Origin of the sequence: Rhizorhabdus phycosphaerae (genome assembly GCF_011044255.1) — a bacterium.
Classification (GTDB): Bacteria; Pseudomonadota; Alphaproteobacteria; order Sphingomonadales; family Sphingomonadaceae; genus Rhizorhabdus; species Rhizorhabdus phycosphaerae.
On record NZ_CP049107.1, the window covers coordinates 3,806,519 to 3,823,815 of the forward strand.

Sequence of the window (17,297 nt, forward strand, 5' to 3'; positions counted from 1 at the left end):
CCGGGCGATGCCGACGACACGGAACCAAGCGGTGGCAGGATCGCTTTGTCAGCAGCGGAACGATCTATCCCGTTCCCGGAGGATAATATGCGCAAGTTGATGATCGCGGCGGGTGTCGCCGCACTGGCAATCGGGCAGGCTTCGGTCGCCCAAGCCGAAACAGTGTGCAAGCAGGACAAGAGCGGGCGTACGATCGCCACCATCGCCGGTGCAGGCATCGGTGCGATTCTTGGCCGCGTGATCGATGGCGGCCGCCACAAGGAGGTCGGTACGATCGTCGGCGGCGTCGCCGGCGGTGTTGCGGGCAATCAACTGGCCAAGGGCGATAACAAATGCGCCCAGGCCTATGGCTATTATGACGAGAATGGCCGCTGGCACGCCAACCGGCTGAGCAGCCGCGATGCGCGCGGTTATTATGACCGCGACAATCGCTGGGTCGAAGGCCCGCCCAACGGCTATTATGACCGCAACAACCGCTGGGTCTCCTTCGAGGGAGACGGGCGCAATTCGGGCTATTGGGACCGTGAGGGGCGCTGGGTGCCGATCGGCGTCCCCGGCTATTACGCCGCCGACGGCCAGTGGGTCGCCGCCAGCATGCCCGGCTATTATGACCGTCGCGGTCGCTGGATCGAGGGCGAGACCTATGGCCGCTACGATGCCAATGGCGTCTGGGTGCCCGGCAGCCGCCCGTCGGCCACCGCAGGCGGCTATTGGGAGCCGGCGACCGCACCAGGCTATTATGACGCCAATGGTCGCTGGGTCCGCGGCAATGTTCGCGGTTACTATGACGCGCGGGGCCGCTGGGTTTCGCTCGGCCCTGTGGCCGGAAACAACGGCGTCGATCGCCGCTTCGACACGCGCGAGCGGGCCGCCCGGATCGAGGCGCGGATCGACCGCCAGCGCGATCGCGGGGTGATCAGCAAGCGCGAGGCCGATGCGGCACGCACCCAGCTGAACTCGATCCGTCGTGAGGAGGATCGCCTGCGCGCCTCGGGTGGCCGCTTTACGGCCAATGAGGAGTCGCTGATCCAGCAGCGCCTCGACCAGCTCAACCGGCAGATCCGCGCCGACCGCGAGGATGACGACAACCGCATCGGTTGATCGGTATCCGCCGGAATGAAAAGAGGCCCGCCATATCCACTATGGCGGGCCTTTTCATGTCCGATTGTCCAACAGGGCTTATTCGGCGGCGACGCCCGCCAGGCCGAACAGATTGCCCTCGCTGCTGTCCTCGTTCGCGGCGGTGCTGTTCTTCGCCTCGCGCCGGCGATCGAAGGCATCCCACACGTCGCTCCACTGGCCGCGGGTCGCCGCCTTCGAATATTCCGTCGCGCGCGTCTCGAAGAAATTGGCGTGCTCGACACCGTTGAGCAGCGGCGCCAGCCAGGGCAGGGGATGGTCGTCGATCATATAGATCGGCTTCAGGCCCAACTGCCCGAGGCGCCAGTCGGCGATGTAGCGGACATATTTCTTGATGTCCTTGGGCGTCATGCCGTTGACCGGGCCCATCTCGAAGACGAGGTCGATGAAGGCGTCCTCGATCCGCACCGTCTTCTGGCACATGTCGAGAATGTCTTCCTTGACCGATGCGGTCAGGCAGTCGCGCTCCTTCACGAAGGCGTGGAACAGGCGGACGATGCCTTCGCAGTGCAGCGTCTCGTCGCGGATCGACCAGGTGACGATCTGCCCCATGCCCTTCATCTTGTTGAAGCGCGGGAAGTTCATCAGCATGGCGAAGCTGGCGAACAGCTGAAGGCCCTCGGTAAAGCCGCCGAACATTGCCAGCGTGCGGGCAATATCCTCGTCGCTGTCAACGCCGAAGGTCGCCAGATAGTCGTGCTTGTCCTTCATCTCCTTATACTGGAGGAAGGCGCTGTACTCGGTCTCGGGCATGCCGATCGTGTCGAGCAGGTGGCTATAGGCCGCGATGTGGACCGTCTCCATGTTGGAGAAGGCGGTCAGCATCATCTTGACCTCGGTCGGCTTGAACACGCGGCCATATTTGTCGTGGTAGCAATCCTGCACCTCGACGTCGGCCTGGGTGAAGAAGCGGAAGATCTGCGTCAGCAGGTTGCGCTCGTGATCGGTGAGCTTCTGCGCCCAGTCACGGCAATCCTCGCCCAGCGGCACTTCCTCGGGAAGCCAGTGGAGCTGCTGCTGGCGCTTCCAATATTCGAAGGCCCAGGGATATTCGAACGGCTTGTAGGTGCGGCTGGCCTGAAGAAGCGACATCTGGCTGCCCTTTCTCAACTATAAAAAAATATGATCGCGGCGAGCGCGAACATCACGACCGCGCTCAGGCCCTGCCTGATCGCGAAGCTCTTGAGCTCGGCGGGTGTGTCGGTGAAGGCGCCCTTGCCTTTCTTCACCTTCGACAGCCGCACGAGCGCCACCACGAAAAGCCAGAGGCACAGCAGCCCGACGAGGGCCGTTGCCACGGCGATGATCAGGGTCACAGGCAGTTCCGCCATCATTGAACCCCGGCCACCCATCCGGCAGCGTCAACCATCCCCACACGCTCCTCAAACGTCCTTAGCCCTGCGCAGCCAGGTCGGACCCCCGCCCGACCCGGCCATCGGCCGGCGACCGCCTCAGGCGGAGCGTCCCGCCCGCCTTACTGGCAGGCGAGGCACTCGTCATAATCCTTCGACTCCAGCTCGATCTGCTTGAGATCAAGCGTGTTGTCGGCCTCCACGCCACCTGCGAATCCGGCGCGCTGCACCGACTTCGAGCGGAGATAATAGAGCGACTTGATGCCGAGTTCCCATGCCCGGAAGTGCAGCATGAGCAGATCCCACTTCTCGACGTCGGCCGGGATGAACAGGTTCAGCGACTGTGCCTGGTCGATATAGGGGGTGCGATCGGCGGCGAGCTCGATCAGCCAGCGCTGGTCGATCTCGAAGCTGGTCTTGTACACGTCCTTCTCTTCCTGGGTGAGGAAGTCGAGATGCTGGACCGAGCCGCCCTTCTCGAGGATCGTGTTCCACACCGCGTCGCTGTCCTTCGACTTCTCGGCGAGCAGCTTCTGGAGATAGGGGTTCTTGATCGAGAAGCTGCCCGACAGCGTCTTGTGGGTATAGATGTTCGCCGGGATCGGCTCGATGCAGGCCGAGGTGCCGCCGCAGATGATCGAGATCGATGCGGTCGGCGCGATCGCCATCTTGCAACTAAACCGCTCCATCACGCCCTGATCGGCGGCGTCGGGGCAGGGGCCACGCTCGCTTGCCAGCAGCATCGACGCTTCCTGCGCGGCCGCGGCGATGTGGCGGAAGACCTTGAGGTTCCAGCTTTTCGCCATCGCCCCTTCGAACGGGATGCCGCGCGCCTGGAGGAAGCTATGGAAGCCCATGACACCGAGGCCGACCGAGCGCTCGCGGCTCGCGCTGTAGCGGGCGCGGTCCATTTCCGGCGGGGCGCGGTCGATATAGTCCTGCAGCACATTGTCGAGGAAGCGCATGACGTCCTCGATGAAGCGCTTGTCGCCGTTCCACTGGTCCCAGGTCTCGAGGTTGAGCGAGCTGAGGCAGCAGACCGCCGTCCGGTCCTGGCCGAGATGGTCGCGGCCGGTCGGCAGGGTGATTTCCGAGCACAGGTTCGAGGTCGAGACCTTCAGGCCGAGATCGCGATGGTGCTTCGGCATGTTCCTGTTCACCGTGTCGCTGAACACGATATAGGGCTCGCCCGTCGCCAGGCGGGTTTCGACCAGCTTCTGGAACAGCGCGCGGGCATCGACCGAAGCGCGCTTGGAGCCGTCCTTCGGGCTCACCAGCTCCCACTCGGCGCCGGCGCGGACCGCTTCCATGAAGGCGTCGGTCAGCAGCACGCCGTGGTGCAGGTTCAACGCCTTGCGGTTGAAGTCGCCCGACGGCTTGCGAATCTCGAGGAACTCTTCGATTTCGGGGTGCGACACGTCGAGATAGACGGCGGCCGAACCGCGACGCAGCGAGCCCTGGCTGATCGCGAGGGTCAGCGAGTCCATGACGCGGACGAAGGGAATGATGCCCGAGGTCTTGCCGTTGAGGCCGACCGGTTCACCGATGCCGCGCACCGAACCCCAATAGGTGCCGATGCCGCCGCCGCGCGCCGCCAGCCAGACATTCTCGTTCCAGGTGTTGACGATGCCTTCGAGGCTGTCGTCGACCGAATTGAGATAGCAGCTGATCGGGAGGCCGCGTCCGGTGCCGCCGTTCGACAGGACCGGGGTCGCCGGCATGAACCACAGCTTCGAGATATAGTCGTAAAGACGCTGGGCGTGGGGCTGGTCGTCGGCATAGGCCGAGGCGACGCGAACGAACAGGTCCTGATAGCTTTCGCCGGGCAGGAGATAACGATCGGTCAGCGTTTCCTTGCCGAAGTCGGTGAGCAGCGCGTCGCGGCTGTGGTCGACCTCGATCGGATAAAGCTGCGGGCGGATCTCCATGCTGCCGCTCGACGGTTTCGACGCAGCCTTGGCCTCTGCGGCCGGGGCTTTCGCCTCGCTCTCCGCCGGTCCGGTCTTTGCGTCCTTAAACATCGAATCCATCAGGGTCGCCACGTCGTTCGTGCTCGCTTCGCTGCTGCTGCCAGAAAGGTCCATCGGCCCGTCTCCGCCACACTATCCATGGACCAGTTTGTACCGGTCCTGTTCCGTTTGCGTTCGACTCAGGCTGTCTGCTCAAGATAGTGGATCTGCGCGCCGTTACCAGCGCAATCGCCCCTTATCCCCGCTTTTTACAGCGCCGCGCGGCCCTTCCCGCCGGAAACATGGTTCCCGGACGCGTCCACCACCACTAGCGCTGCCCCTGTTGTCTTACACAACCTATAGTGCCTCATCTGAGTCCGGACGCAAGAGTCAAAATGACATTAACGAGACTCGCTTCGTCGCTTCGACGAACTGAACCTCGGCCCCCTTGACGCGATGGAATACTGAGTCGGATCAGCCATTTGCCCGCTCCGGCGGAACGAAGGCGCAACAAAAGAATCTGTGGATGAAATAATGTGCTGCGGATTTCTTGGCCGCTCCGGCGGAGCATTGGTGCTTTGGGAGTGGACCCGCGATGCGGCGCTAGCCCTGGCGGTGCTCAGTCGCCGCCGCCGTCACCCCCGCCGCCATCACCACAGTCGCCGCTCGCGCTGCCGTCGTTGCAGTTCGTTCCTCCGTCTGCGCCGGTCCGCACCGCTGCGTCGAACCGAACGCCCTTGGACCGCCGCTGCCGTGCGGAAAGATGGAGCAGGCCGATCACGACAAGTATGCCAAGTGCGATGAGCGCTTCCGGACTGGTCATCCGGCCAGCCATAAGTGAGGCTGCGAAAACGCCACAGGCGGGAAAGGCAAGGAAGAGGTAAGCGATACCAAGCCATCGAGGCATGGGTGGCTCCTAGCGATCGTACATGCGGCACGGATCGGGCCGGGGATCGCACGAGATGCTGCCGGTCGGCCAGATGGAAAATAGCCCTTCGTCAGCTTGGCCAGTCTCGCTCCTCCCAACGGCATCACGCCCCCTCCCGGCTGGCGGGAGAGGGCGTGGGTACGCGGGTACAGGGTGGAACGGGCCGGCGGTTGGGGGGCTCGATACCGCCTACTTTGGGGGAGCGCCCGTCCCGGGGAATACCCTCCTGAAAGGAGGGATGCTGTTCGTCAGAGACCGACGACGAGGCTTGCGCGGATCGAGATCGCGGCGCGGCCCTGCTGTTCCTCGGCGCCGGCTTCGCCGCCGATCTGGAAGCCGTTGCCGCCGCCGACCGCGCGCAGCTTGCCGATCCAGCCGCTGGTCCGCTCCTCGGGCACCAGCGTGAAGGCGGTGCCGCCCTTGAAGCGCGCGGTGGTGCTGCCGAGCGATCCGCCGACCAGTTCGCGGCGGCCGCCCTCGGCCTCGATCCGGAACCAGCCGGCATCCTCATTCTGCCCGCCGAAATCGAAGCCGGCGGCCAGGCTCGCGGTCGCCGCCAGCTCGTCCGAACTGCGGCCATCGACGATCAGGTTGAAGCCGTCGCCGCCGCCGGTTTCAGAATAGGCCTTTTCCTTGAGCTTGTAATAATCGAGCGCGGCTTTCGGACGAAGGCTGAACGAGCCCATGTGCAGGGTGTAGGCAGCACCCGCGGCGGCAGAGAGCAGGCGACCGTTCCAGGCGCCCTTGGCGACGCGCTCGACCGTGTCGGTGCCGGTTCCGGCCGCGAAGCGACGGGTGCCCTTGAAGTCGACATGGGCGTAGGAGGCGCGTGTCCAGCCCTGGAACGGACCCCAATAGCCGCGCCAATAGCCCGAAACCTCATATTGGCCGGCATCGACCTTGTTGTCGGTGCCGCCATCGGCGTCCTTGCCGTAGAGATAGGCGAGGCCGATGCCGAAGCTGCCGAGATCGGTCTTGATCTCCGCGCCGCCGGAGGCGCCCCAGCCGCTGATGTCGTAGGAGGCGGTGTCGCCCAGGCTCTTCGAGGTGCCCCAGCCGACCTGCTGGAGCCAGAAGCCCCAATTGCCCATGTCGGCGAACGGCGCGTTTGGATCGGCGAGGAAGCTGGCCGTCGCGCGCGAACCCATCGTCACCGTCTCGAAGGCGCCGCCCGCATGATCGGGGAGCATCTGCTTGACCTTGCGGCGGAAGCTGTCGCCGTCGGTGGTGGCGAGATAGGAGCCTGCGATCTTGTCGTCCTTGGCGAGCGCGGCGAAGATCGCGTCATAGGCGGTGGCCTGCGAACGATTCAGCCCCAGTTCGGTCGTGGTCTTGCGCTTGATGTCGATCGCCAGTTCGGTGTTCGAGACGGCGGCGACATTGCCCTTGAACATGAAGGGCAGGAGCGTGCCATTGGCCGAGAGATTGCCGGCGCCGGTCACCGAGCCCGCCTTGAGGAAGGTGTAACGCCCTTCCGCCCCGGTCACGCCGGACAGTTTGACGAGGACCTTGGATCCCGAGGCGAAGCTGGCATCGCCTGCGACCTGATAGAGCGTGCTCGACCGGCTGGCGACGTCGATCGAGACGCCCAGCGTGCCCGTGCCGCCGACCGACAGGCTGCGCAGCGACGCGGTCGTGCGGCCGATGTCGACCGAACCGCTCACGTTCATGGCCAGGCCCTGGCTGTTCATAAGTCCACCGGCGAACTTCGCGCCGCTGTTGACCGTCATCACGTCGGTGCCGCCGCCGAAGTCGATATCGCCCGCATAGGTCGAGGTACCCGACAGCGAGACGATATCGTTACCCGCGCCGAAGCTCGCCTTGCCAGCATAGGCGGCGTCGCCCGACAGGAGCAGTTGGTTCGCACCCGCGCCGAAGCTGGTGTTGCCGGTAACGGTGCCATCGGCGATGTCGAACACGTCGTTGGCACTGCCGAAGCGGACGTCGCCGACGATCGAGGGGGCCGCGACGCCACTGGCGACGACGGTCTGGGCGACGCGCGCGCCGCGGTTGTTGGCCGAGAGATCGATCGCGACGTTGCGGCCTGCGGAGGCGCCTGTCGCGCTGATCGTGCCGCTGTTGTCGACATTGTCGACCTCGCCCGACAGGTCGAGGATGGCGATGGCGGTCGCGCCGTTATTCGACGCGGTGCCGCCGGCGGCGGCGCGGATCGTGCCGCTGTTGCTGATCGCAAAGGTCTTTCCGCCCTGGTCGATCTGCAGCGCCACGCTGCGCGCATTGGCGGCGTTGGTGCCGGCGGCCTGAACGGTACCGGATACCTTGATGGTCGGCACCTGAGCGCCGGAACCGATGCGCATGGCGGTCGCGCTGGCGCCGCTGGCATTGACCGTGCCCTTGATCGTCGCACCACCGGCGATCGTCACCGGGGCACCTTGCCCGCCGATGACCAGGCCATTGCCGTCGAAGCCGGCATAGGTGCCCTGGCCGGAGATGGTGCCTTCGATCACCAGACCATGGCCGTCGCCATTGCCGGGCAGCGCGCCGATCGTGACCGAGCGGTTGGTAGCGCCAATCTGCACGGCGGCGGCGGAGCCGAAGGAGGTGATGGCGGCATTGCCTTCCTTGGCGTCCTCGATGCCGTCCTTGTCCTCGTCATTGTCGGTGGTGCTGTTGTCCTTCGGCGCAACCGCGAACACCACGCCGCCGGCGACATCGCCCGCGATCCGGACGGCGGGGCCGCCCTGCTGCAGATCGTCCGCGTCGAGCTTCGACGTGTCGGTCGGCGGGGTGGTGGCGCGATAGCCGGTCGCGGTGATCGTGCCCTGCACGACCAGCGAGCCGTTGATATTGCCTTCGAGCGACGCACCGACCGCGTCCTTGCCGACGACCGCAATCGATCCGGCGAGGCGGACGGCGGTGGTGGGCTGGCCCACGACGGCGGTCTGCGCGCCGCCGGTCACGTCGCCGAGGCGCACGCCGACCGAGCGGTCGCCGACGACGGTGATGGTGCCGTCGGTGATGAACCTGCCGTCGAGCCGCCCGCCGGTCTGTACGGCCGCCGAATCCTTGCCCTCGACCGAGATCTGACCGTTGTTGATGATGTCACCGGTGAAGGCGCCCATCGTGCGGATGCCATAGCGGCCGGTTCCTGCGGCGACCGGACCGTCGACATCGCCATCCTTGTCGTCATCGGCGGGGACATAGGTCTCATCGATGATGATCTTGGCGTTGGCGGCGTTGGTGATCGCACCGGTCAGGCCGGCTTCGGCGCGGATGCCGATCGTGTTGTCGACATTGGTGATCTGGATCGTGCCCTCGTTGACGACCTTGTTCGCGCTGTCGAGGAAGACCGCTGCGCCGCCCGTGGTCGGAACGACCGATCCGGCGGAGGTGATGCGGATATCGTCGCGTGCGCCCGCCTTGATCGTGGAGGTGCGGATCGGCGCGGTGCGCTTGTCGGCGACGGTGGTCTCGGCATGGGCCGGGATGGTGACGAGCGCGGCGAGGCAGGTGGAAGCGAGCAAATGACGCATCTGAAGTGAGATCCCTCTTGGCTTTCGGGCAAGGGGCGCTCGACCGGCGTCCTTCGTCCCGCATGTTCCCAAGACGGGGACACGCGCGCGCAGCCTTGGAGAAAAATGTGAGGAGGGAGGAAGATGGGCCGCGACGGGGCGGCACGGCGCTTCAGAAGCTGCGATCGAGGCCGATGCGAATGGTGCGCGGGCGCAGCGGGGTGATCTGCCGGCCACCGTTCATCGCGAAGGGCGTGCCCAGCGCGAAGCGGTTGCCGATCGCGTCCGTCAGGTTGGTCATGCCGAGGCTTACCCCGAAGTCGGGCCGGCCGATCCGCACCGTCAGGGCTGTATCGACATAGTCACCCTGAAGGTCGCCCAAAATCGGGCCGATGCCGAGCCGCGACTTGCCGATATAGCGGATCCAGCCGTTGATCCGCAGGTCCAGCCGGTCGTCGAGCGCGACCTTGTAATCGGCGCCGACCCGGGTGGTGAAGCGGGCGACATTGGGTATCCGCCCCTGGCCACCGGTCAGCGCGCCTGTGGCGCTGTTGACCGGCGCCGTTGCGAGCAACGTCAGCAGCGCGGTCGACGGATCGGTGACGCGGCTGTTGTTGTAGGTGGCCGCTGCATCGATGACGAAATTGTCGATAGGGCTCCAGCCGATTGCGCCGCTCAGCGAATAGATGCGCCCGTCACCGATATTGTCGGTGGTCGGCAGCCCGCCGGCATCGATGAAATCGGCCTGGATGTTGCGCCAGCGTGTGTAGCTGAGGCTCAGCGACAGGTCGATTGGATCGCGCCCGCGCTGGCCGTAGCGCAGGCCCGTTTCCATCGTCGACACCCGGTCGTTGAGAAAGCGCCGCACGAAGCCGCCTTCGACCGCGAGCCCGCCGGGGCGGAAGCCTTCCTGATAGCGCGCGAAGACGAGCAGGCGGGGGAGCAGGGCTGCCGAGATCGACGCCGAGGGAAGCACGCGCTCCTCGGTCCGTCGTGCGACGATGGCGGCGCGTGCGGCTTCCAGCGTCGGTGAGAAGACCGGGCTCGCCTGTTCGGCTCCGCCGCCGAGCCGCGACCGGGTGTAGCGCGCGCCGCCGGTGACCGTCATGCCGCGCAACGGCTCGACGCTCGCCTCGGCATAAGCGGTGAATTCGCTGATCCGGTTGGTGACGCCGGTGACGGGGAGCGGTTGGCCGACCGGCCCCAGCGCGCGATCGAGATCGGTCCGGTTGTGCGTATAGCTGGCGCCAATGACCCAGCCGAAGCCATCGCGCGTCGGTCGCCACAGCCGGTTCTCCGAGGCGAACATGCGGGTGCGGTTGGTCTGGCGGAACTGCCGGTCCTGACCGATCACGCTCGCATCGTAATTTTCGCGGAGGTCCTGGCGGACATATCCCGTCGAGGACAGGAAGGAGAGCCCGTCCCACTGTTTGGAAATGACCAGTTCGCCGAGCCCATAATCGGCGTCGAAACCGCCTGCGACGCGACTGGCGCGGTTGAGGCCGCCGAGCGCGCGATCGGCATATTGGCCGTCACGCCCCTCATTGTCCTGGTAGACGCCGCCCAGGTCGACCGTCCAGCCATCGCCCATGTCGAAGCGCAGCGTCGCCCGTCCACCCGCCACGCGGGTCCGGTTGATGTCGCGCTTCCGCCGCCAGACATCGTCGATATAGCCGCCTTCGGTCAGGCCATAGCCGACCGCCCGCAAGGCGATCCGGTCGTCCGCGACGGGAATGTTCACCATCCCGCCGATATCGCCGGAGGGATCGCCATGCTGGGTCGCGGCGAGCCCGGCGGACAGCGCGGCGCCCGTCTCGCCCATGCGCGGCGCGTTGCGAATGACGCGGATCACCCCGCCGAGCGACCCCGCGCCATAGAGCGTGCCCTGCGGCCCTTCCAATATCTCCACCGACTGGATGTCGTAGAGGCGCAGGTCGGGATCGGGCGCGTTGTAGGTCAGACGCATGTCGCCCAGATATTGGCCGACGGTCGCCTGAGTCGGGCCGGTGAAGCTCGAATCGGCGATGCCCCGGATGAACAGCTTGTTGCGCCCGGCGCCGAGATGCGTCGACGACAGGCTGGCGACGCGGGCGAGGACCGATTCCATCCCCTGTTCGCCGCCGAAGGTCAGGTCGGCGCCGTCGAGCAAGCTGACCGATCCGGCGAAGTCGCGCAACCGCGTATCGCGCTTCGATGCGGTGACGACGATCGACTGGTCGTCCTCGGTGACGATCGGGGGCATCGGGGCACCGGGACGGGCGTCTCCTCTTCCGGTCTCTGCGGGGACGATCCGAAAGGCATTGCCGCCGATCGGAACGACGCGTGCGCGGCTGCCGCGCAGGAGGGTCTTCAGCGCCTGTTCCGCATCCATCCGGCCGCGCAGCGCGGCCACGCGCATCGTCCAGATCGTGCGGTCGGACACACTGACCGAGGCACCCGTCTGCTTTGCCAGTACGCCGATCACCTCGCCGAGCCGCCCTGCCGGCAGGTCGAGCGCCCTCGTCTCCGCAGCCGCGAGCTGGGCCGGGATGGCGAGGGCGAGGACGGCGAGGGGCAGCGATCGGATCACGGGGTGCGCGGCGCCAATATCCATGTCTGACCGCTGCGGCGGACATCGACTTCGAGGAGCGGCGCCAGGCGGACGATATCCTCGCCATCGGCGAGGCTGAGCACGCCGCGGAAGCGTTGGCCCGCGATACGGGGATCGGCGCGCACCGTCTGCCCCGACCAGCGGGCGAGATCGGCGGCGACCTCGGCCATCGTCTGGCCGTCGTAGATCAGCCGGCCCTCGCGCCATCCGGCCACGGCATCGGGCGTGACGGCGGTTAGCGCCAGTTGCGTCTCGCCATCGACCGCGCGCAGCGCGCGGCCTGCGTCGAGGCGGACCGCTTCGGTTTCCGGATTGTAGACGACCGCGCCCTCGGCCACCTGAACCGCGGTCGCGCCGCCCTCGCGCAGCACGTTGAAGCGCGTGCCGACGTCGACCAGCGTCGCGTCCCCGACCTTGACCTTGAAGGGTGCGTCGTCGTCATGGACGACGTCGAACAGCGCTTCGCCGCGTTCGAGCGTCGCGTAGCGCTGGTCCTTGCGGTCGAGGATGATCCGCGTGCCGCCATTGAGCGCTATCTTGCTGCCGTCTTCGAGCGTAACCACCCGGCGCGTGCCGGGGGCGGTCTCGACCGGATAAAGGGCAGGCTGGCGTTCCACCATGCCGACGCCGACCATCACTGCTAACGACGCGGCGATCGCCCCGCCGATCCAGGCGCGGCGACCGACGTCGCGCGGGCGCTCCACAGGAAAAGGCACAACATTCGGCGCGGCCGGTTGTTCGATCGGCAGCACGCCTGCGGACGGCAGGACGCCGTCGAGATCCTGGTCGGCAACGGCGAGCCGCTGGTAGAGCTCGGCATGGGCCGGATCCGACGACAGCCACGCCTCGAACGCGTCCCAGTCCTCGAAGCCGGGATCGCGCAGGCGGATCACCCAGTCGAGTGCCGCGTCTTCCATATCGTGCCTGTCCTCAGCCATATACTCGCAGCCCTCCGACAGACAGGACGGAGTCGTTCGGTTCATACCTCATCGAAGCGCCTCCGTGTCTCGATCACCGTGCGATAGGCACGGCGCAGATCACTCTCCACCGTGCTCACGCTCACCCCGAATTCGCGGGCGATGTCGCGCTGGCCGATGCCGTCGATCCGGTGCCGGCGGAAGATCGCGGCAGGACGCTCGCCCAGCGCATCGATCGCGCGCTGCATGACCGCGAGTTGCTCGCGCGCGATCAGCCGCCTCTCGCTCGACGGCTCGTCGGACGTCCCGGGAAGGGTGGTGGCGGCCTCGGTCCAGTCATGGTCGCGCTTCGTCGCCTGTTGTTGCGAGCGGTAGCGATCAAGCATGAGGTTGTTGGCCGCACGGAACAGATAGGAGAGCGGCTGCGCGACGGGCCCGGTCGGCGCCGCCAATATCTTGAGCCACAATTCCTGCAGCAGGTCCTCTGCAGCGTCTCCTGCTCCGTGCGCGCGAAGAAAACCGAGCAGCCTATCCCGGTTCGACAGGAAGACGGCCTCCAGGCCGGTATTGCTCATGTCCCCGCTCGCTCGCCTCTCCGTCCCGCATCCGGGAGATCGCGCTCTACACGGGGCAGCGCTGCGCTGCCAACGACTTCGTAGAGAGTCGATCGCCCCTCTCTCCAGACGGTTTCGAGGCCGAAACGCCTTGGGTCCTTCAGACGAATTCCGTTCAGCCAGACATGACCGAAGGCATTGCGGGGAAATGTCGAGAGCGCGCGCGTCAGGCTTCGCCCCTCTTGGGCGCAGGCCGAAGGATAGACATGCTGGCTCGGATCGGCCTGAAAGGGGCCGGCCTGGGGATAGGCGACCTTCAGATAATGCTGGCCCGCTATCGCCCATTGTTCGTTCACGAAAGCGTCGCGGTCGATGATCGCGAAAGCCGGAAGATGGTCGTCGCGCCCATCGGACCAGTCGCGCAGGCAGGGGCGGTAGTTGAGCGCCAGAACCGCCGATCCCGTCGGGATGTGCGAGATAAGGCGAAGTTCGGTGCGGCGCTCGGACAGTCGCTCGGCAAAGGATAGCGTGACCGCGACAGTGCGCGCGGCGAGAAAGGCGAGCCCGGCCAGAGCAAGGGTCCGGCCCAGCCGTAAGTCCACCGCCGGACCCACCGATAGCAGCAGCAGTATCCAGATCGCCGGCACGAGCCGCATGTCGACATAGGCGCCCCCCATCATCAGTCGCGGCAGGATCAGAAAGGCAATTGCGACGAACAGGGCCGGCAACAGCAGGCGGCGGGAGAAGCGCAGGCGCGGTTCGCGCCAGGCGACGTAAAGCAGGAACAGGATGACGCCGAGGGAGCCGAGGTCGACCCATTGCCAGCGATCGCGGAAGGTGGAAGCGACCCATAGAAGTTTGTTGGGCAGATTGAACCAGTCGGCGGAAGCGCTCGCGCCAGCCCCCGGCGGAGCAGCGAGCAGCATCGGCAGAAGCGGAGCGGCGAGAGGAAGGCAGGCGAGCACGGCCTTGCGCAGGGCGATCGGCAGACTGTCGCCTCGATCGATGCGCGCGGCAATCTCGGCCCCGAATGCCATCAGGCCGAACAGCCCCCAGCCCGCACTATGGCAGGTCCACAGAATCAGCGAGACCGGTATCGACAGCCCGGCGCGAATGGTTCCGTGGCCCCGCTTGCCCAGTGCGATCCAGCCGGCGAGCGCGAGCAGCGCCGCGCCCTGGGCGAGCTCGAAATTGACGAATCCCATCTGGAAGGGCCAGGCGAAGGCGAGCGGCAAGGCGAAAAGGCCGACCTCCGCCATGCGCCCATGGACGGCACGCGAGAGGGCGATCATCCCGACGACGTTCAGCGCGACGATCAGGATCGCGATCGCGTGGCCGGCGCCGACCGGGCCGAACAATCCGATCAGTGGCACGGCGAGCAGGTCGGTCCCGAGATTGCCGACCCAGGCCCATTCCACGCGGAAATAATGGTGCAAGGGCGACGCGTCGGGGGCGGTTGCGATATGCCAGCGGGCGACATGGCCGGGCAGGTCGGTGAGGGGAGGAAGCCCGGGCTGGAGCAGCGGCAACAGCGAGAGAAGAAGCAGGAAGACAAGGACTCCGCTGCGCGTCCACCATGGCGGCACCACGCCCTCCGCCGTCATCGCACGCGCTCGTACAGCTGCCAGTCCATGCCGGAGAGACCCTTGGTCACGCCCCCGGCCAGCGGCTGGAAGGCACGGCCGCAGCGCAGGGCGGCGAGTGGAAACCCTTCGCCGCCCGGCGGTTCCTGCACGAAGTAGAAGTCGGCATGGGCGCATGTTTCGCTCAGGATCAGCGGATAGCCCCGCCGGCCTGCCGCCGTCTGCAGCACCGCCGCGTCGCGGCCATGTTCGAGGAGCACGAAGGCACCGCCGGGTTGCTGCCGGATCATCGCCTCGATCGCGGGCCCCGGGTCGGCGCGGCGGTTGCCGATGATCACGATGTCGGCGCTGATCGATCCGACGAGCACGACGGTCATCAGCATCGTGCCGAAGCGCGGCCGCAGGACGAGAAGTTCGGGAAGCAGCAGCAGCAGGCCGACGGCGCTGAGAAGATAGTATCGGGGATAGGCGCTGTTGTCGGGCTGAACCAGCAGGACCAGCAGGGGCAGGCCGAGAATCGCGAGCAGGAAGAAGGGCAGGCGATCGGCCAGGCTCTCCTCGCGCCGCACAAGGCGGGGAATCAACAGGGCGGCAAGCATCCACGACCCCGCGAGCCAAGGCCAGCCGAGCGTATAGGCGAGCATATGCGCGACGGCGTCGACGAAGGCGAGAAGCGAAAAGGGCGTTACGCTGCCCATGCGCAATCCCTCGGGGCTGGCGTAGGCGCCCGCGAAGATCATCAGAAGCACTACCGCAACCGCTGCGAGCGCGCGGGCAGAGAAGAGCAGGCTGGTGCGCAGCGCCGCCAGGCGGGGGGCATTTCGGGCTTCGGCGATCGCCATCCAGCCGACCAGCGCGGCGACGCCGAACAGCATCGAGACATGCGCGAGCATACCGACCAAGGCGGCGAGCCCGAACCATTCGGCGCCCCGCCGGAAGGGCTTCCCCATGATTTGCCGGTCGACGATCAGGATCGACACGAGCAGCGCCAGCAGCATCGGCGCATAGCCGCGTGCCTCCGACCCATAGGTGACGAGAATCGGCGAAAGCGCGAACAACGCCGCCGCGCAGGCTGCAGCCGCCATGCCGCGTCGCGCGGCAATCAGTCCCGCCACCGGGATCGCCAGTGTCCCGCACAGGATCGACAGGGCACGGCCGGCGAAAGGAGACGCTGTCCAGCCCACCGTGCGCAGCCAGAGTGTGTTCAGATGATGGTTATTGTCGTGGTTGATCGCGAACAGCACGTCGCCCACGGTCGAGGCGTCGCGGGCGAACAGCACCGACCAAGCCTCGTCGAGCCAAAAGTCCCCTGCGGCCGCCGCGATGCGCAGGGCGAGGCCCAGCAAGCCGAAACCCAGCAGGATCAGGGGAAGCGGGTTCGATGGCAGGAGCTGCGGAAGGCGGCGCGGCATGCCTGCTTCTATCGCAACGGCACGGTAACGCCAGCGGTCGAAATCATGCGAGAATGTCATATGAAGGGAATAGGCCCGACGCGGGAAATGCTATGACGTCTGACAGAAATACAGGTCCGGCCCCGCTATCAATCGGGGGGACCCCCGGATTGATCTGGGGGTATGAGTTCGACCCGGTAACGGGACGCGCCCGGGCTGTGGAGAGTTGCGACGAGGGCAGCGAGCATTTCCGCTGGATGCATCTGAGCCTGGCGCATCAGGGCAGTGCGAAATGGATCGCGCGTCAGGCCGAGCTTCCCGACGAGGTGAAGGAGTTGCTGATCGGCAGCGACAATCACCAGCGCGCGCTGATCGACGAGGGGGTGGTGGGCTGCGTCGTCCATGACGTCGAGCGCGATTTCGACGGTCGCGACAGCGGGCAGGTCGGTGCGATCCGCTTCGCGCTGACCGGGCGGATGATGATAACCGCGCGCCTCCATCCGATGCGGTCCGCCGATATCGTCCGCAACCGGCTGGCGCAGGGGCGGCGGATCGATCAGCCGGCCGACGCGCTGGACCTGCTCACGGCCACGGTCATGGAGGGCGTCGCAGCCGAGGTCCGCGACCTGAGCCACGACGTGCAGCGGGCCGAGGACGCTTTTCTCGACGACCTCAATTCGCCCAATACCCGCGGCCTCATCGCGATTCGGCGTCGTCTCGCGCGGCTGCAGCGGACGGTGGAGGGCATGGGACGCGTCTTCCGCCGGCTCGAGGAAGACGAAGAATTGCCGGAAGAGATGGCGCCCACTGTCGAGAAGCTGTCACAGCGGCTGCAGTCGCTCGATGCCGATGCACTGGGCGTTCAACGCCAGCTGCGTCAACTGCGCGAGGAGATCGATACGCAGGTCGATCAGCGCACCAACCAGAATCTGTACATCTTATCGATCATGACGGCCTTGCTGCTGCCGGCGACATTCGTGACGGGCTTGTTCGGCATGAACACGGGGGGCTTGCCCTGGTCCGGGTCCGGCCATGGCACGCTGCTTGCCACGGTGACGGCATTCGCAGCGGCCGGCGCGACTTATGTCGCATTACGCATGATGGGCTTCATGCGCCGCTGACCAATCTATCCGCAGACCGGCGTCGAGATACAACATCCGTCATTTTTTGCACCACCTTGGTCCAGAACGGGCCAAAGCACCGATTGTGTCGGACGATGGACATGCTTAACAGATGTGTCAGGGGATGCGCGATCAGGGGAGACGCATGCGCATGAGGGGACCGAATAGCGAGCGCACTAGGGGGGATGTCATCCGCTCGCGCGCTCGCGCCTGCCGTTGTGCGGGCGGTGCCTCTCCGCAAATGCTTCGCCGAGCTCCCGTCATGGGCTCGTCGACAGATGGCGGAGTGGCCTGAGCGA

Annotated in this window: 12 protein-coding genes; 2 read left to right on the forward strand and 10 right to left on the reverse strand. The window is 66.2% G+C overall.

The genetic code is table 11. The features are described from left to right. The first annotated feature begins 87 nt into the window (after positions 1 to 87). Positions 88 to 1,101, forward strand: a complete 1,014-nt coding sequence (locus tag G6P88_RS17650; RefSeq protein ID WP_226946626.1) for a glycine zipper 2TM domain-containing protein — start codon at positions 88 to 90, stop codon at positions 1,099 to 1,101. A 78-nt stretch (positions 1,102 to 1,179) separates the two neighbouring features. Here the strand turns inward: G6P88_RS17650 and G6P88_RS17655 are convergent, their stop codons facing one another. The 10 genes from G6P88_RS17655 to G6P88_RS17700 form a co-directional block, all read right to left on the reverse strand. Then, positions 1,180 to 2,232, reverse strand: a complete 1,053-nt coding sequence (locus G6P88_RS17655; protein ID WP_165324356.1) for a ribonucleotide-diphosphate reductase subunit beta — start codon at positions 2,230 to 2,232, stop codon at positions 1,180 to 1,182. A 14-nt stretch (positions 2,233 to 2,246) separates the two neighbouring features. Further along, a complete protein-coding gene (locus tag G6P88_RS17660) occupies positions 2,247 to 2,456 on the reverse strand; it encodes a hypothetical protein (RefSeq protein WP_226946627.1) in 210 nt (69 codons plus the stop codon). A 158-nt stretch (positions 2,457 to 2,614) separates the two neighbouring features. After that, positions 2,615 to 4,576, reverse strand: a complete 1,962-nt coding sequence (locus G6P88_RS17665) for a ribonucleoside-diphosphate reductase subunit alpha (RefSeq protein ID WP_165324357.1) — start codon at positions 4,574 to 4,576, stop codon at positions 2,615 to 2,617. A 484-nt stretch (positions 4,577 to 5,060) separates the two neighbouring features. Further along, positions 5,061 to 5,264, reverse strand: a complete 204-nt coding sequence (locus tag G6P88_RS17670) for a hypothetical protein (RefSeq protein ID WP_165324358.1) — start codon at positions 5,262 to 5,264, stop codon at positions 5,061 to 5,063. 353 nt (positions 5,265 to 5,617) lie between these two features. Further along, entirely contained in the window at positions 5,618 to 8,863 is a 3,246-nt protein-coding gene (locus tag G6P88_RS17675; protein ID WP_165324359.1) for an autotransporter outer membrane beta-barrel domain-containing protein, read from the reverse strand. A 151-nt stretch (positions 8,864 to 9,014) separates the two neighbouring features. Further along, positions 9,015 to 11,435 (reverse strand): TonB-dependent receptor, encoded by a 2,421-nt coding sequence (locus G6P88_RS17680; protein ID WP_165324360.1) that lies wholly within the window; start codon positions 11,433 to 11,435, stop codon positions 9,015 to 9,017. Continuing rightward, the gene (locus G6P88_RS17685) at positions 11,408 to 12,370 is read right to left on the reverse strand and encodes a FecR family protein (RefSeq protein WP_165324361.1); all 963 of its coding nucleotides are present in this window, start codon (positions 12,368 to 12,370) and stop codon (positions 11,408 to 11,410) included. The genes G6P88_RS17680 and G6P88_RS17685 overlap by 28 nt, the downstream gene beginning before the upstream one ends. Positions 12,371 to 12,411: 41 nt before the next feature. Beyond that, entirely contained in the window at positions 12,412 to 12,924 is a 513-nt protein-coding gene (locus G6P88_RS17690) for an RNA polymerase sigma factor (RefSeq protein ID WP_165324362.1), read from the reverse strand. Next, the gene (locus G6P88_RS17695) at positions 12,921 to 14,507 is read right to left on the reverse strand and encodes a hypothetical protein (protein ID WP_165324363.1); all 1,587 of its coding nucleotides are present in this window, start codon (positions 14,505 to 14,507) and stop codon (positions 12,921 to 12,923) included. Before G6P88_RS17695 ends, G6P88_RS17690 begins: the two co-directional genes overlap by 4 nt. Further along, on the reverse strand, positions 14,504 to 15,958 hold the full coding sequence (locus G6P88_RS17700) for a hypothetical protein (RefSeq protein WP_165324364.1): 1,455 nt from the start codon (positions 15,956 to 15,958) through the stop codon (positions 14,504 to 14,506). Before G6P88_RS17700 ends, G6P88_RS17695 begins: the two co-directional genes overlap by 4 nt. An 89-nt stretch (positions 15,959 to 16,047) precedes the next feature. On the opposite strand from G6P88_RS17700, the gene G6P88_RS17705 reads away from it, so the two are divergent. Further along, complete coding sequence (locus G6P88_RS17705; protein ID WP_226946628.1) at positions 16,048 to 16,998, forward strand: CorA family divalent cation transporter; 951 nt, start codon at positions 16,048 to 16,050, stop codon at positions 16,996 to 16,998. Positions 16,999 to 17,297 lie beyond the last annotated feature (299 nt).

Coding starts and splice junctions, on each gene's coding strand:
- G6P88_RS17690 (WP_165324362.1), bottom strand. CDS start 12,924: ATGAGCAATACCGGCCTGGAGGCCGTCTTCCTGTCGAACCGGGATAGG.
- G6P88_RS17655 (WP_165324356.1), bottom strand. CDS start 2,232: ATGTCGCTTCTTCAGGCCAGCCGCACCTACAAGCCGTTCGAATATCCC.
- G6P88_RS17675 (WP_165324359.1), bottom strand. CDS start 8,863: ATGCGTCATTTGCTCGCTTCCACCTGCCTCGCCGCGCTCGTCACCATC.
- G6P88_RS17665 (WP_165324357.1), bottom strand. CDS start 4,576: ATGGACCTTTCTGGCAGCAGCAGCGAAGCGAGCACGAACGACGTGGCG.
- G6P88_RS17670 (WP_165324358.1), bottom strand. CDS start 5,264: ATGACCAGTCCGGAAGCGCTCATCGCACTTGGCATACTTGTCGTGATC.
- G6P88_RS17700 (WP_165324364.1), bottom strand. CDS start 15,958: ATGACATTCTCGCATGATTTCGACCGCTGGCGTTACCGTGCCGTTGCG.
- G6P88_RS17680 (WP_165324360.1), bottom strand. CDS start 11,435: ATGGATATTGGCGCCGCGCACCCCGTGATCCGATCGCTGCCCCTCGCC.
- G6P88_RS17685 (WP_165324361.1), bottom strand. CDS start 12,370: ATGGCTGAGGACAGGCACGATATGGAAGACGCGGCACTCGACTGGGTG.
- G6P88_RS17650 (WP_226946626.1), top strand. CDS start 88: ATGCGCAAGTTGATGATCGCGGCGGGTGTCGCCGCACTGGCAATCGGG.
- G6P88_RS17695 (WP_165324363.1), bottom strand. CDS start 14,507: ATGACGGCGGAGGGCGTGGTGCCGCCATGGTGGACGCGCAGCGGAGTC.